The 13,579-nt window shown below is 42.5% G+C and carries 14 protein-coding genes, 1 other RNA gene and 1 pseudogene; 9 read left to right on the forward strand and 7 right to left on the reverse strand.

The window, feature by feature from the left end; all coding sequences use genetic code 11:
- Nucleotides 1-37: 37 nt before the first annotated feature.
- The 3 genes and pseudogenes from ACTD55_RS14645 to ACTD55_RS14655 form a co-directional block, all read left to right on the forward strand.
- Complete coding sequence (locus ACTD55_RS14645) at nt 38-634, forward strand: sigma-70 family RNA polymerase sigma factor (protein ID WP_438865081.1); 597 nt, start codon at nt 38-40, stop codon at nt 632-634.
- A complete protein-coding gene (locus tag ACTD55_RS14650; RefSeq protein WP_438865082.1) occupies nt 601-1,242 on the forward strand; it encodes a ChrR family anti-sigma-E factor in 642 nt (213 codons plus the stop codon). The genes ACTD55_RS14645 and ACTD55_RS14650 overlap by 34 nt, the downstream gene beginning before the upstream one ends.
- Before the next feature lie 84 nt (nt 1,243-1,326).
- A pseudogene (locus ACTD55_RS14655) lies at nt 1,327-1,851 on the forward strand (peroxiredoxin); the annotation flags it as partial.
- Between the two features lie 109 nt (nt 1,852-1,960).
- On the opposite strand, the gene ACTD55_RS14660 reads toward ACTD55_RS14655, so the two are convergent.
- From ACTD55_RS14660 to grpE, 4 genes are all read right to left on the reverse strand, one after another.
- On the reverse strand, nt 1,961-2,641 hold the full coding sequence (locus ACTD55_RS14660; RefSeq protein ID WP_438865083.1) for a PEP-CTERM sorting domain-containing protein: 681 nt from the start codon (nt 2,639-2,641) through the stop codon (nt 1,961-1,963).
- A gap of 302 nt (nt 2,642-2,943) precedes the next feature.
- Nucleotides 2,944-4,074 carry a molecular chaperone DnaJ gene (gene dnaJ / locus ACTD55_RS14665; RefSeq protein ID WP_438865084.1) on the reverse strand — a complete coding sequence of 377 codons (1,131 nt, stop codon included), beginning with the start codon at nt 4,072-4,074 and terminating at the stop codon, nt 2,944-2,946.
- Between the two features lie 83 nt (nt 4,075-4,157).
- On the reverse strand, nt 4,158-6,089 hold the full coding sequence (gene dnaK, locus ACTD55_RS14670; RefSeq protein ID WP_438865085.1) for a molecular chaperone DnaK: 1,932 nt from the start codon (nt 6,087-6,089) through the stop codon (nt 4,158-4,160).
- 105 nt (nt 6,090-6,194) lie between these two features.
- On the reverse strand, nt 6,195-6,818 hold the full coding sequence (grpE, locus tag ACTD55_RS14675) for a nucleotide exchange factor GrpE (RefSeq protein ID WP_438865086.1): 624 nt from the start codon (nt 6,816-6,818) through the stop codon (nt 6,195-6,197).
- A 210-nt stretch (nt 6,819-7,028) separates the two neighbouring features.
- Between grpE and nadK the strand changes: the two genes are divergently transcribed.
- The 3 genes from nadK to ACTD55_RS14690 all read left to right on the forward strand — a co-directional run bounded on the left by nadK (nt 7,029) and on the right by ACTD55_RS14690 (nt 10,115).
- Nucleotides 7,029-7,907, forward strand: a complete 879-nt coding sequence (gene nadK, locus ACTD55_RS14680; RefSeq protein WP_438865087.1) for an NAD(+) kinase — start codon at nt 7,029-7,031, stop codon at nt 7,905-7,907.
- Between the two features lie 93 nt (nt 7,908-8,000).
- Nucleotides 8,001-9,674, forward strand: coding sequence for a DNA repair protein RecN (gene recN / locus ACTD55_RS14685; protein WP_438865088.1), 1,674 nt, complete (start codon nt 8,001-8,003; stop codon nt 9,672-9,674).
- Nucleotides 9,675-9,761: 87 nt separating this feature from the next.
- Nucleotides 9,762-10,115, forward strand: a complete 354-nt coding sequence (locus ACTD55_RS14690) for an outer membrane protein assembly factor BamE (protein WP_438865089.1) — start codon at nt 9,762-9,764, stop codon at nt 10,113-10,115.
- A gap of 57 nt (nt 10,116-10,172) precedes the next feature.
- Here ACTD55_RS14690 and ACTD55_RS14695 read toward each other — a convergent pair whose 3' ends face one another.
- Nucleotides 10,173-10,520 carry an RnfH family protein gene (locus ACTD55_RS14695; RefSeq protein ID WP_438865090.1) on the reverse strand — a complete coding sequence of 116 codons (348 nt, stop codon included), beginning with the start codon at nt 10,518-10,520 and terminating at the stop codon, nt 10,173-10,175.
- The gene (locus ACTD55_RS14700; RefSeq protein WP_438865091.1) at nt 10,513-10,947 is read right to left on the reverse strand and encodes a type II toxin-antitoxin system RatA family toxin; all 435 of its coding nucleotides are present in this window, start codon (nt 10,945-10,947) and stop codon (nt 10,513-10,515) included. Before ACTD55_RS14700 ends, ACTD55_RS14695 begins: the two co-directional genes overlap by 8 nt.
- 292 nt (nt 10,948-11,239) lie before the next feature.
- Here ACTD55_RS14700 and ACTD55_RS14705 point away from each other — a divergent pair, with 292 nt between their 5' ends.
- From ACTD55_RS14705 to ssrA, 3 genes are all read left to right on the forward strand, one after another.
- The gene (locus ACTD55_RS14705; RefSeq protein WP_438865098.1) at nt 11,240-11,476 is read left to right on the forward strand and encodes a fasciclin domain-containing protein; all 237 of its coding nucleotides are present in this window, start codon (nt 11,240-11,242) and stop codon (nt 11,474-11,476) included.
- Nucleotides 11,477-11,618: 142 nt separating this feature from the next.
- Nucleotides 11,619-12,095: an SsrA-binding protein SmpB gene (smpB, locus tag ACTD55_RS14710; protein ID WP_438865092.1), complete on the forward strand. Its 477-nt coding sequence runs from the start codon at nt 11,619-11,621 to the stop codon at nt 12,093-12,095.
- 172 nt (nt 12,096-12,267) lie between these two features.
- Nucleotides 12,268-12,630: a transfer-messenger RNA gene (gene ssrA / locus ACTD55_RS14715) on the forward strand.
- A gap of 487 nt (nt 12,631-13,117) precedes the next feature.
- On the opposite strand, the gene ACTD55_RS14720 is transcribed toward ssrA, so the two are convergent.
- Entirely contained in the window at nt 13,118-13,426 is a 309-nt protein-coding gene (locus ACTD55_RS14720) for a hypothetical protein (protein WP_438865093.1), read from the reverse strand.
- Nucleotides 13,427-13,579: the final 153 nt, after the last annotated feature.

A 13,579-nucleotide genomic window follows, 5' to 3' on the forward strand; every position in this document is an offset into this window, starting at 1 on the left:
CAACGACTTAATATCAAACAAACCAAGAGATCGATTTTTGATTGATGACAATACCCCATCTGAACAATCACTAGAGCAATTATTGGTAGCCATTGCACAACATCAGGATCGCAATGCCTTTATTGAACTGTTTAATGCGATTTCTGCCAAATTGAAAGCCTATGCATTGAGTTGTGGTGCCAATGACAGTGATGCAGAAGAAATTGTACAAGAATGCTTTATCACCGTCTGGAACAAAGCGCATTTATACCGTCCGGATGCGGCGGCTGCGACTACCTGGCTGTACCGTATTGTGCGAAATAAACGCATCGACTTTTTACGCAAACAACGACCCGATCAAATTCAATCCTATGATATTTTTCCCGATATGGCGGGCGACTCACTAGAAAATAACCTTGATAGTGATCTAAATCGGGATTTCACCCGTACATTAGTTAACTCTCTGCCCGAAGAGCAGCGACAAATTATTTTTAATGTATATTTTGAAGGTAAATCTCATAGTGAAATTGCCGAGCTAATGAATATACCTCTAGGTACGATTAAATCGAGATTGCGACTTGCAATGAAAAAATTGGACACACTAGCAAAAGAAAATATGACATGGCTGATTATCATCCTACTGACGAATTTTTAATCCAATTTAGTGCTGGGAAAATGCCGGATGCATTAGGCCTTATGATTGCCTGCCATCTGGAAGAATGTCCACGCTGCCAATCGCGCAGTCGCCTGTTCGAACAAGTAGGCGGTGAGTTATTGCAACAAAGCGCCGACCAGCCTGTGAGCGATACATTATTGGCCAATGTGTTAAACAAACTGGATACTCCCTCTGTCGCGGTGGACGAAGAGATCCCCCATACCAGTCAATCTATTATCCCCAGACCGTTACAGCGTTTTATTCAGCCTGATTATGCGCAATTAAAATGGTCAGGAATGACACGCAGTATTAAGGAAATTACCTTACCGTTTTCAGATAAACAATATACGGCCAAGTTATACAAGATAGCGGCCGGAAAAGAATTACCCGAACATACCCATTGTGGTAACGAGTTTACTCTTGTGATGCAGGGCAGTTTTTCTGATAAAGCGGGATATTACCGCCGAGGTGATTTTATCCAAGCCGATAGTAATACCGTCCATCAGCCTAAAGCGTCAGAAGATCAAGACTGTATCTGTTTTGCCGTGTTGGATGATTCGTTAAAAATGACCGGCTTCTTCGGACGCTGGCTAAATCCGTTTTTATAGTGCTATGCTCGGCAATGTTATTTTAGCTGTTTACATTTAGCGTCCCTAAATCGGGGGGACACAATATCCCGCTGTTAACAAACTATGGAGTTAGACATGATTAATAAAGTACCTAAAGTGACCTTTAAAACTCGCGTACGCAATGATGCACTAGGTGGACCTAATCCATTTGAATGGAAAGATTTAACCACCGACGATATTTTTGCTAAACAAAATGTCGTCTTGTTTTCATTGCCCGGTGCATTCACCCCGACCTGCTCCACCAGTCATCTGCCTCGCTACGAAGAATTATTTGATGAATTCAAACAGTTAGGGGTGGATAAAATAGTCTGTATCTCCGTCAATGATGCGTTTGTTATGTATCAATGGGGCAAAAGCCAAAATGCCAAGAATGTTTTCTTGTTACCAGACGGAAATGGCGAATTTACGCGTAAAATGGGTATGTTAGTGGATAAAAGTAACCTTGGCTTTGGTATGCGTAGCTGGCGCTATTCAATGTATGTTGAAAATGGCGAAATTATACAAGCCTTTAGTGAAGCAGATTTTGGAGATTTATGTCCAACGGATCCGTTTGAAGTATCGGATGCCGATACGATGCTAAATTTCCTCAAGAATCGTTGATTCATTATAGAGGCAATAACACACTATTAGCCCGTAGATGAAAGCATAAAAAAAGCCGCTAACTTTTAGCGGCTTTTTCTTGTCCGTAGAAGACAATTTATATTTTACGCTGTCTGATCCAACCTAATGCGATCAAACCTAACGCCAACAAAGTTAAAGGCGCTGGCTCAGGTACTGTTGCAGTGCCATAAATATCTAGCTTAGCGTCATATAAAGTAAAGTTATCACTATTTGCCGAATTTTCAGCAAACATTAGTGAGAAATTTTTATTATTGAGCATATTTTGAAAGATGCTGTTAGCAGTATTATTATCATCAAATGTAAATATACCGGTAAATATGTGACTGACTAAAAATTGATCATGATCCTCATCATAACCATTACCAGTTGATGCAGAAGCGCCCGGTCTTACACTCCAAAATTCAGAATCCGGAACGTCCATAGTGAAAGAAAAAAATCCCAAGTTAATTTCAACTGAATTACTTTCCAGATCGAAAGCATTACTAAATGTCAGACTTAGCTCAAATTTTTCAATATCATCGAAGGCAATACTAGAAAAATCAAAGTAATCATAAAAACGACCACAACCATTAGACGTATCAGTGATATTGACCGAATCAGCTCCTAACGTATCGCAACTATTAGACGAATTCAGGCTGGTTGGCGTGTACTGATCACCATAATCATGACTAATTGAGCCAATCAGTGCGGCATGTGATAAAGAAGTGACTACAGTAAGAGCGGTTACTGCGGCAAACTTGCTAATTAGATTTTTCATACTGCTATCCTTGTTAAATTACGACACCAATATCGTTGCGGATATTGGCAATTCGTAGTCAAAAAGGCAAATATCGAACCAACGTACTAAGTAAGCTTCAAAATTTTTTATAAGCTATTGTTTTTATTTAAAATAAAAATAGCAATAAAGAAAATTATTGTTTTTATACGGCATTGGAATGTAAAAAATTTCGACAGTCAATTGAACAATAAAAAACCAATCGTAAACAATTTTGGTGTTACACAAAAAAGCCGCTAACTTCCATTAGCGGCTTTTAAATGCAGTCAAATTGTAGCTAAATATTATTTAGCTAAATCATCGAAAAACTTTTTCACACCATCAAAAAAACCGGTTTCCTTGGGACGATGCTTAGCGGTATCTTTACCACTACCCATCGATTTATCCAATTCTTCCAACAGTTCTTTTTGCTTAGCACTAAGATTCACTGGCGTTTCAATGACAACTTTACACATTAAGTCGCCCACTGCGCCGGTGCGCACCGATTTAACCCCTTTACCACGTAAACGGAACATGCGTCCGGTTTGCGTTTCAGGGGTAATTTTCAGTTTCACTTTACCGTCCAGGGTTGGAACTTCGATATCTCCCCCCAATGCCGCACGTGTAAAGCTTAATGGCACTTCGCAGTACAGGTTATTGCCATCACGGACAAAAATATCGTGATCGCGGATGTGCACCTGCACATATAAATCTCCAGCTGGTGCGCCCTGCTCACCCGCTTCGCCTTCGCCACTAAGACGAATGCGATCACCGCTATCAACGCCTGCCGGGACTTTAACCGATAAGGTTTTGGTTTTCTCAACCCGCCCCTGACCATGACATTTACGACACGGATCACTAATTATTTTGCCTTTTCCAGAACAGGTTGGGCAACTTTGCTGCACCGCAAAAAAGCCTTGGCGCATCTGAACTTGTCCCTGACCATGACAGGTAGGACAGGTAGTTGGCTTACTGCCTTTTTTCGCACCGGAACCGTCACATTCGTCACAGCCGGTCAACGTAGGGACTCGGATCTCTACTTCTTTACCACGAACGGCTTCTTCGAGACTCAATTCCAGGTTATAGCGTAAATCAGCACCACGGCGCACACGTTGTCCGCCGCCACGGCGTCCACCACCAAAAATATCACCGAAGACGTCACCGAAAATATCACCAAAATCGGCACCGCCACCACCGCCGCCGCGGTTAGGATCAACACCGGCATGGCCATATTGGTCGTAGGCAGCTCGTTTCTGATCGTCGATCAGGATTTCATAGGCTTCCTGTACTTCTTTGAATTTTTCTTCCAGACCTTTGTCGCCAGAAGTACGATCCGGGTGATACTTCATCGCCAGACGTTTATAGGCCTTTTTAATGTCCCGATCTGAGGCATCTTTGGCTATGCCAAGTACTTCGTAATAATCACGTTTCGACATATTAATTCTGTGTCTCCAATATAGATAAATGGGGAGTGCGTAAACGACTCCCCATTTCTATCCACTTATGACTGTGACAGAAATTACTTCTTGTCGTCGTCTTTTACTTCTTCAAACTCGGCATCAACCACATCGTCATCTTGTGATGAAGAAGACTCTTGTTGTGCTTCTGCACCATCAGTTGCCTGTTGAGCTGCGGCTTGCTGTTGCGCAATTTCCATCAGCTTGGCTGACGCTTCAATCACCACTTGGATTTTGGCTTCAATATCCGCTTTGTCGTCAGACTTATACACGGATTCCAAATCGCTCACTGCGGCTTCGATTTTTTCTTTATCTTCAGCGGGCAGTGCATCTCCAGCTTCTTCAACCTGCTTGCGAGTACCGTGAATAATACCGTCAGCCTGGTTACGTACCTGAACTAACTCTTCGAATTTCTTATCCGCTTCTGCATTCATTTCTGCATCGCGAACCATTTTTTCGATTTCATTTTCGTCCAGACCGGAAGACGCCTGAATGGTAATTTTCTGCTCTTTACCGGTATCTTTATCTTTCGCTGATACATGTAAAATACCATCAGCATCAATATCGAAAGTCACTTCGATTTGTGGCTGACCACGCATCGCTGCACGAATACCTTCAAGATTAAACTGACCCAGTGACTTGTTACCCGAAGCCTGTTTACGCTCACCTTGCAGCACGTGTACTGTTACTGCAGACTGGTTATCTTCCGCGGTTGAGAAGGTTTGTGATTTCTTGGTCGGGATCGTGGTGTTTTTCTCGATCAGATTGGTCATCACGCCACCCATGGTCTCAATACCCAGAGACAACGGAGTTACATCCAGCAACAACACATCTTTTACATCACCAGCTAATACACCACCTTGAATCGCCGCACCAACAGCAACTGCTTCATCAGGGTTTACATCTTTACGAGGCTCTTTACCAAAGAACTCGGTCACGTACTTTTGCACCAGTGGCATACGGGTCTGACCGCCCACCAAAATAATATCCTGTACATCAGAGACCGACAGATCCGCATCTTTCAGAGCTTGCTTAAGCGGCTCCAAAGTGGCTTTCACCATATCTTCAACCAATGACTCCAATTTGGCGCGAGTCACTTTAATGGTTAAATGCTTAGGACCGGACGCATCAGCAGTAATGTAAGGCAAGTTAACTTCAGTTTGTTGTGCTGAAGATAATTCGATCTTGGCCTTCTCACCTGACTCTTTCAGACGTTGCATGGCTAATGGATCTTTACGCAAATCCATACCGGAATCTTTCTTGAATTCATCAACCAGATAAGTGATTAGACGGTTATCAAAGTCTTCACCACCTAAGTGAGTGTCACCATTGGTGGCTAATACTTCAAAAGTGTGCTCGCCTTCTACATCATCAATTTCGATGATGGAAATATCGAACGTACCACCACCCAAGTCGTAAACCGCAACCACACGGTCACCGGTTTTCTTGTCCATACCGTATGCTAACGCTGCCGCAGTCGGCTCGTTAATAATACGTTTTACATCTAAACCAGCGATACGGCCGGCATCTTTAGTTGCCTGACGCTGAGAGTCGTTAAAGTAAGCCGGAACGGTAATTACCGCTTCAGTCACTTTCTCGCCCAAGTAATCTTCGGCGGTTTTCTTCATTTTTTTCAGCACTTCAGCAGAAATCTGCGGTGGTGCCATTTTGTCGCCTTTCGCTTCAACCCAGGCATCGCCATTATCCGCTTTAATAATTTTGAACGGCATAATGTCAATGTCGCGCTGAACTTCTTTATCTTCGAAGCGACGACCAATTAAACGCTTGATAGCAAATAAGGTGTTATTCGGGTTAGTCACAGCCTGACGCTTGGCAGGCTGACCAACCAGTGTTTCACCATCTTGGGCATAAGCAATAATGGACGGAGTGGTGCGATCACCCTCTGCGTTCTCAATGACTTTCGCTTTGCCACCATCTAGTACTGCCACACATGAGTTGGTTGTACCTAAATCTATACCAATGATCTTACCCATCAGTTATTCTCCAAATTAAACTTTAAAAATACTTGTTGTTTTAGTGGGGTTATTCTGAACATTTTCAACTGCTAGCCTGAAAATAATTGTTCATTTACCGAAATCTCAAGCTTCGGTATCGATCCCACTTTCCGCCGCTCTGGATACCACCACCATCGCGGGGCGCAACAAACGACCATTTAATTCATAACCCTTCTGCATCACGGCTAAAACCGTATTAACGGGATGCTCGGCACTTTCTTGCATACTCATCGCCTGATGCTGTTCCGGATTAAAAGCTTGTCCCTGTGGATCGATTAGCTTGATACCAAACTTTTCAATCGTCGACAGGAATGACTTAAGGGTTAAATCCACACCTTCAAGCATGGGCTTAACTAATTCATTTTCTGCATCACCCACTTGCAAAGCGCGTTCTAAATTATCCACCACTGGCAACAATTCAGAAGCAAAGCGCTCTAGCGCAAACTTGCGAGCCTTATCGATTTCACCTTCAGCACGACGACTGGTGTTTTCGGCATTAGCAATCGCACGCAAGACTGAATCTTTTTGCTCTGCCAATTTGGCTTCCGAGGCAGCCAACGCTTGCTCCAGTTCTTCAATACGCTGCTGCTCAGCCGATACGACTGATTGCTCTTGTGACGCATCTGCTTGCTGTTCAACCGACTCGGCTGACTCATTGGGCGCTTGATCCTGTTGCTGAGGATCTTGCGGCTGTTGTTCATTACTCATGCATTACTCCACTCTGCGTTATGAGTTAACAATAACTATTTTTCAGATTGAGCTGTATATAAGGCTAATTTTTTGGCATTCAAGCCATTTTGTTATTTTTATTAAATAGATTTTCGCATTTGACTGGTTGATATTTGCTTATACTTCCGTGTTATATTCGACAATCGGCTCGACACAACCGATTTAATCGCGGTTATACAGACTATAAATATGAGTAATTTCAATACAATAGGTGTTATCGGTAAACCTGATGACCCAAACTCAAATACCTGTTTACGTTCAATATTGGCGTATTTGCAGCAACGAGGTTGCCGAGTCATTGTTGAACAAGCAACCGCTCGCCAACTGCAAGGCAATGGCTATGACGTTGCCGATGTGCTTACCATTGGTGAACAGGCTGATTTGGCTATTGTGGTCGGTGGAGATGGCAGTATGCTTGGCGCAGCCCGAGTATTAGCCCGCTTTAATGTGGCTGTTGTCGGTGTTAACCGCGGCAACTTAGGTTTTTTAACTGATCTGGATCCCGAGGATTTTGCTCCGCAGCTGGATAATATATTTGCCGGTAAATGTAAAACCGAACAGCGCTTTTTAGTCGAAACCGAAGTCTATCGCGGCGGAAAAATTAACAGCCATAATTCAGCAGTAAACGAAGCCGTATTGCACCCTGGTAAAGTGGCGCGCATGATAGAGTTTGAAGTTTATATTGATGATAACTTTGTCTTTAGCCAACGTTCCGATGGCTTAATTATTGCCACCCCAACCGGTTCGACGGCTTATTCATTATCGGGTGGTGGCCCCATTCTTACCCCCAATCTCGATGCCTTAGTGATGGTTCCCATGTTTCCTCACACCCTCAGTTGTCGTCCAATCGTGGTTGATGCCAATAGCACTATTTGCCTGAAAATTTCCGACAACAATACCGAAACATTACAAATTAGCTGTGACGGCCACGTTACCCTGTCGGTCTTACCTGGTGATGAGGTTAGGCTGCACAAAAGCCCTGACAAGCTATCCTTGATCCACCCTGAGAACTACAATTATTTCAAGGTATTACGAAATAAATTAGGCTGGGGAAGCAAGCTGTATTAAAAATATTACTGGCATTTGAAAAAATAGCTTTGTCAAAATTAAAATCCATGTGTATATTTACAGTTACTGTACAGATACACAGGGCTCAAATTCATGTTAACTCACTTATCCGTTAGACACTTCGCGATTGTAAAAAGCCTGGATATTGAACTGCGTAACGGCATGACCGCCATTACCGGTGAAACGGGTGCCGGTAAATCCATCGCCATTGATGCTTTAGGATTATGTTTAGGTGAGCGAGCAGAAGCGGCAATGGTGCGTCCAGGTGCTGAAAAAGCCGAAGTCACCGCTATTTTTTCGATTCGCCATTTAGCCGCTGCACGTCAGTGGCTTGAACAACATGAATTGCTCTCCGAAGATGAACATGAGTGCATTATTCGTCGGGTGATCTCCAATGAAGGCCGTTCCAGAGCGTTTATCAATGGATCTCCTGCCCCACTACAATTACTCAAATCACTCGGCCAGTATTTAGTCAGCATCCATGGCCAACATGCTCATCAACTGTTACTTAAAAGTGATTTTCAACGGCAATTGCTAGATAACTTCGGCCAATTGGAAAAACCGCTTCAGCAGGTTAAAGCCGATTTTCGTCAATTGGGTGAATTGAGTAAACGATATCGTGAACTGGAAGCAAGTCAGTCACAGCGTCAAGCCCGCCGACAACTGTTGGAATATCAAGTAACGGAGTTAGACGAATTTGCCTTGCAAGAACATGAATTTGCAGAATTGGAATTGGAATATAAACGCTTAAGTAATTCGCAAAGCTTACTCGAACAAAGTCAGCTTAGTTTTCATCAACTATATGCCGATGAAGACGTCAATGCGCTGTCTTTAATACAAAATAGCATTGATAGACTGAATGACTTGCAAGATAGTGATCCACGTCTGGCACCGATCACTGAGCTATTAACCGAATCTTCCATTCAAATCAGTGAGGCAGCCAATGAATTGCGTAACTATCTGGATGAACTGGAAACCGACCCGCAACAAATGCTGGAGACAGAACAACGTTATGACTTGTGCATGGACTTGGCACGAAAGCATCAGGTTAAACCTGAAGATTTGTATCAATTACATCAACAGTTACTGACTGAATTTAACGCGCTGCAACAAGATGACGATTTGCTGGAAAATATTCACTTAGAACTGGAACAGGCCAATGCGACATACCGCCAGTCGGCCTTTGAATTAAGCCAATTGCGTCAACAAAAAGCCCAAGAGTTAGCTCAACAGGTTGAACAACAAATCCATAAAATGAATATGTCACAGGCGCGTTTCGATATAGCAGTTAACTTTAATGAGTCGGCAGAACCACAAGCGAATGGACTGGATGCGATTCAATTTAAAGTTGCCACCAATCCGGGGTTACCATTGGACAATCTTGAAAAAGTCGCCTCTGGTGGTGAGTTGTCCCGTATCGGTTTAGCGGTTCAGGTTATCAGTTCAGCCAGTCAGGCTATTCCAAGCATGATCTTTGATGAAGTGGACTCTGGTATTAGTGGCCCGACAGCGTCTGTGGTGGGGAATTTATTACGCAAGTTAGGTGAAACGACCCAAGTTATCTGTGTTACTCATTTACCGCAAGTTGCAGCACGTGCCAATAATCAACTTTTTGTGACTAAATTTACGGATAATCAAACCACTGAAACCAACATGTTGGAACTTAATTCCGATGAGCGAGTTAACGAACTTGCCCGACTGTTGGCCGGTGACAGCTTAACCGACTCTGCGATTGCCAATGCAAAAGAGTTATTAAGCTTGAACTAACTTGTCCTTTCATAATCAATTAAATAATTGATTGAGCTAAGTAGCGTATCTGAGTTAGGATGCGTGCTCGCAGGAGAAGCTATTAGAATGAAGAAGTACCAAAAATTACTATGTGCCGCACTAACCATACTGGGTTTGCAGGCTTGTTCAGGATTTATTTACCGTATTGATATTCCTCAAGGTAACTATCTGGAACAAAAAGATGTCGATAAATTACGCATTGGCATGACCAAAGAACAAGTTATTTATGTTTTGGGTCGCCCCGTTGTTAAAGACTCATTTAATCATGATACTTGGTATTATGTGTATTCCATGAAACGCGGGATGTCTGGTGATAGTTTCCGCAAAGAGATGGACATTATTTTTGAGGATAATAAAGTCGCCAAAGTCACCGGTGATATGGAATTGTCTGAAGATTTTAATACGCCGTTGGAACAATAAATTTATTCCCATAAAAAACGCCTCTTAATGAGGCGTTTTTTATGGGTCGTTGTCAGTTTAATCTTGTTTCTTTTGCGGATTAGGTCTGCCACCAGTGACTTTATCCGCCCTGCCCTCATCTTTGGCTTTTTCCGCCCGTCGGCGACGGACTTCTTTCGGATCAGCAATTAATGGGCGATATATTTCAATCCGATCACCATCGCGAGGCTGGTCATCTAATTTACAGGCTCGGTTCCAGATCCCGACTTTACTGGTTTGTAAGTCAATATTATCAAAACGTTTTAAAATCCCCGAAGCATTAATCACCTGTTCAACAGTCGCGCCTTTTTCTACCACGACTTGCAATAATGCTTGCCTATCTGGCAATGCATAAGCGACTTCAAGCGAAATTTGTTGATCAGTCACAATAAACCTCTCCAGCACGTTGCACAAAGGCATCAACCATTTTACTGGCGATGGCACTAAACACTTTACCAAACGCCATTTCGACTATTCGACTGGAAAATTCAAATTGTAAATTCAATTCAACTTTGCAAGCGTCGTCAGCTAACGCAGTAAAAGTCCATCCACCAGTCAACTGACTAAAAGGGCCATCGACCAATTGCATGTCGATGGACTTACCCGCTTCTAGCGTATTATCAGTCGTAAACCATTGACTAATGCCGCTTTTGGCAATTAGCACCGATGCCCGCATTTGCTGCTCCGATTCACTGATTATTTTGGTTTCGGCACATCCCGGTAAAAATTCTGGATAGTGCTTAACATCATTGACTAATTGATACATCGCCTCTGCACTGTGATGCACCAGCGCACTGCGAACCACTTGGGGCATATAAGCTCCTGATACCCATTGATTTAACTGTAAAACATATTAACACGCTGAGATTTATTCGTCCTTATGTGAACAAATTATTGAATTTTTTTTAATCACAAAGAGATCCAATAAAAAAAACACTACGTATATCTGGTTGCAAACGTTCAAAAACTATACAACTTGAGGATAAGGAAATGAGAAAACACGTTCATATTTTTTTACTCAGTTTACTTTGTTTGGTGCTCCAAGCATGTGTTAGATGTAACTGTCGCGTTAGTCAATTTTACCAAGTTTGAAAATAGTGACAGCAATGCGAGAAGACGGTGACCTTCAAGCCGCTTATCAGGGACGCCCGCTGTATTTTTATTCCGGCGATAACGTCGCTGGAGATATGAATGGTCACGGTGTTAATAATAAGTGGTGGAAAGTGAGCCAGGACCAAGTTTCACTGCAAATACAAGGTTCAAATATCATCAGCAAAGACATTTACACCACCAACGGTGTCATTCATCTCATTGATACGGTCATCACCGAATCCCTTGAATAGCACTTTCCCATTAGTGCTTTGCTTAAGACTGTCGCAATGGCGGTCTTAAGCTTTTTTAATTTTGGACACTTCTTGTCATTATCCCCTGCCACACCGCAAACAACTAAAGACAAAAGCAATCCAATCAGTATAATGCGCGTCCATGAACAAGAAAAAAGCCAAATCAACCAGTAATACCATCGCTCTGAATAAAAAAGCGCGCCATAACTATATTCTGTCGGATAAGTTTGAAGCAGGCGTTGAATTGCAGGGCTGGGAAGTTAAAAGTATTCGCGCCGGTAAGGTAAACCTGACCGATGCTTATGTAGTATTTACCAAAGGTGAAGCCTATTTGCAGGACTGTCAGATACAGCCTTTAAATCAGGCATCTTCACATGTGGTGTGCGATCCCGATCGTCCTAAAAAATTGTTGCTCAAGCATCGTGAGCTGGACAAATTAATGGGCAGCCGTGACCGTCAAGGGATGTCAATTGTGGCCACCGCCATGTACTGGAAAAAGTGCTGGGTGAAAGTCGAAATTTATCTGGCCAAAGGTAAGCATGAACACGACAAACGCGATTCCATCAAAGATCGGGATTGGGCGCGCGATAAAGAACGCATGATGAAACATAGCGCTTAACCACATTATTATTTTTGTTCAATAAACAAGCGAGCAAATAAATAATAATAAAAACATGACGCTTAACACGCTGTCACTATGTTAGAATACTTGCAGCTTGTTTATCTTTCATCGATGTGAAAAATAAACAGGCTATAGCGACTTGAGATTCAATATTCCAACAAGACTAATCGGGGCTGATTAGGATTCGACGGGGTACACGAAACCCAAGGTGCATGCCGAGGAAGCAGTTGGCCTCGTAAAAAAACTGCACTTTAAAGTAATCGCAAACGACGATAACTTCGCTCTAGCCGCTTAATAACCGGTTTGGAGTCCTTCCACTCTTGTCTTGCCTGCTGGCAGAGGTTCGGAAGGTCATACTCGCAGGATCGCGTGGATACTTCGCTCGGAGTTGAAGCGTTAAACTTAATCGAGCTAGCTACCTGAAATCCTGTCTGTCGGAGTTCAACGTAGTCAATTAAAAGACTAGACTAAGCATGTAGTACTGAGGATGTAGGTATAACGGACGCGGGTTCAAATCCCGCCAGCTCCACCAAATAATAAAGGCTCGCCTGTAGTTTAGGCGGGCCTTTATTATTTGGTGGAGCTGGCGGCCTGGTGAGTGAATGAACCCCCTCGGGTTCACAAAATGTCAGGAACATTTTATTCGTTACATCCCTGTAACTCACCTGCTTCGCAGGCCAGCTAAAGCTGTTCTAATTTGTTCCAAACAAATTATGGTGTACCGCCGCAGGCGCCCGAAGGGTCAAGACCATGGACGGCCTTGAGGATAATCCCGCCAATCACATTAACCTGCAATTTGCTTTTTATTTAATTTGGATCTGACCCTTTTTATTACTTTTGTTTACTCCATAAAACATAAAAAAATACGGCAGTAAGGATATTTGTTATCAGGTATAACAAACTGGGTGCCATATTCTCATCAAACCCATAGGCAGTGTAACTTTGAAAAGTACTATATCCTAAATGAAGTGCCGCTAACGACCAAATAACTGCGCATAATATTGTTATTATTTTCATCCCTAAATCCCTAATGACTCATTAACTGATTTATCCGCTGAACTGGCGATTTTTTCATTCCCAGAAAATTTGTAAGAACAATGCTTACAAGTCATGGCTTCTTTTAGAACCCTTTCAGCACACTCCGGACATTGTTTAGAGTTTTCTAACTCTTGTTTTTTGATGTTAGGCAAAAATAACAAGACGATAAAAGCCGGTAAAAAAAATAAAAAACATAACGCAAACCAGCCCCACGGATTTCGACCTTTACCTGATGCTATCGCAGCACCAATTCCGGCAAGAATGAGTAATACTAAGACTATTAAAAACATGACCTTCCCTTTGTTATAATATCAATTAAGAACCTGATAAATCAGATATTTTTATACTTTATAAAAATTCCTTGATAATATTTAACCGAAAAGACACGCATTAAAACTGTCAGATCTGACAGTGAGATATGTATTACAAAAATGACAATAATT

The sequence above is a fragment of the Neptunicella sp. genome (genome assembly GCF_048268085.1).
Lineage (GTDB): Bacteria > Pseudomonadota > Gammaproteobacteria > Enterobacterales > Alteromonadaceae > Neptunicella.

Coding starts and splice junctions, on each gene's coding strand:
- grpE (WP_438865086.1), bottom strand. CDS start 6,818: ATGAGTAATGAACAACAGCCGCAAGATCCTCAGCAACAGGATCAAGCG.
- recN (WP_438865088.1), top strand. CDS start 8,001: ATGTTAACTCACTTATCCGTTAGACACTTCGCGATTGTAAAAAGCCTG.
- dnaK (WP_438865085.1), bottom strand. CDS start 6,089: ATGGGTAAGATCATTGGTATAGATTTAGGTACAACCAACTCATGTGTG.
- ACTD55_RS14700 (WP_438865091.1), bottom strand. CDS start 10,947: ATGCCCCAAGTGGTTCGCAGTGCGCTGGTGCATCACAGTGCAGAGGCG.
- smpB (WP_438865092.1), top strand. CDS start 11,619: ATGAACAAGAAAAAAGCCAAATCAACCAGTAATACCATCGCTCTGAAT.
- ACTD55_RS14705 (WP_438865098.1), top strand. CDS start 11,240: ATGCGAGAAGACGGTGACCTTCAAGCCGCTTATCAGGGACGCCCGCTG.
- nadK (WP_438865087.1), top strand. CDS start 7,029: ATGAGTAATTTCAATACAATAGGTGTTATCGGTAAACCTGATGACCCA.
- ACTD55_RS14720 (WP_438865093.1), bottom strand. CDS start 13,426: ATGTTTTTAATAGTCTTAGTATTACTCATTCTTGCCGGAATTGGTGCT.
- ACTD55_RS14650 (WP_438865082.1), top strand. CDS start 601: ATGGCTGATTATCATCCTACTGACGAATTTTTAATCCAATTTAGTGCT.
- ACTD55_RS14660 (WP_438865083.1), bottom strand. CDS start 2,641: ATGAAAAATCTAATTAGCAAGTTTGCCGCAGTAACCGCTCTTACTGTA.
- dnaJ (WP_438865084.1), bottom strand. CDS start 4,074: ATGTCGAAACGTGATTATTACGAAGTACTTGGCATAGCCAAAGATGCC.
- ACTD55_RS14690 (WP_438865089.1), top strand. CDS start 9,762: ATGAAGAAGTACCAAAAATTACTATGTGCCGCACTAACCATACTGGGT.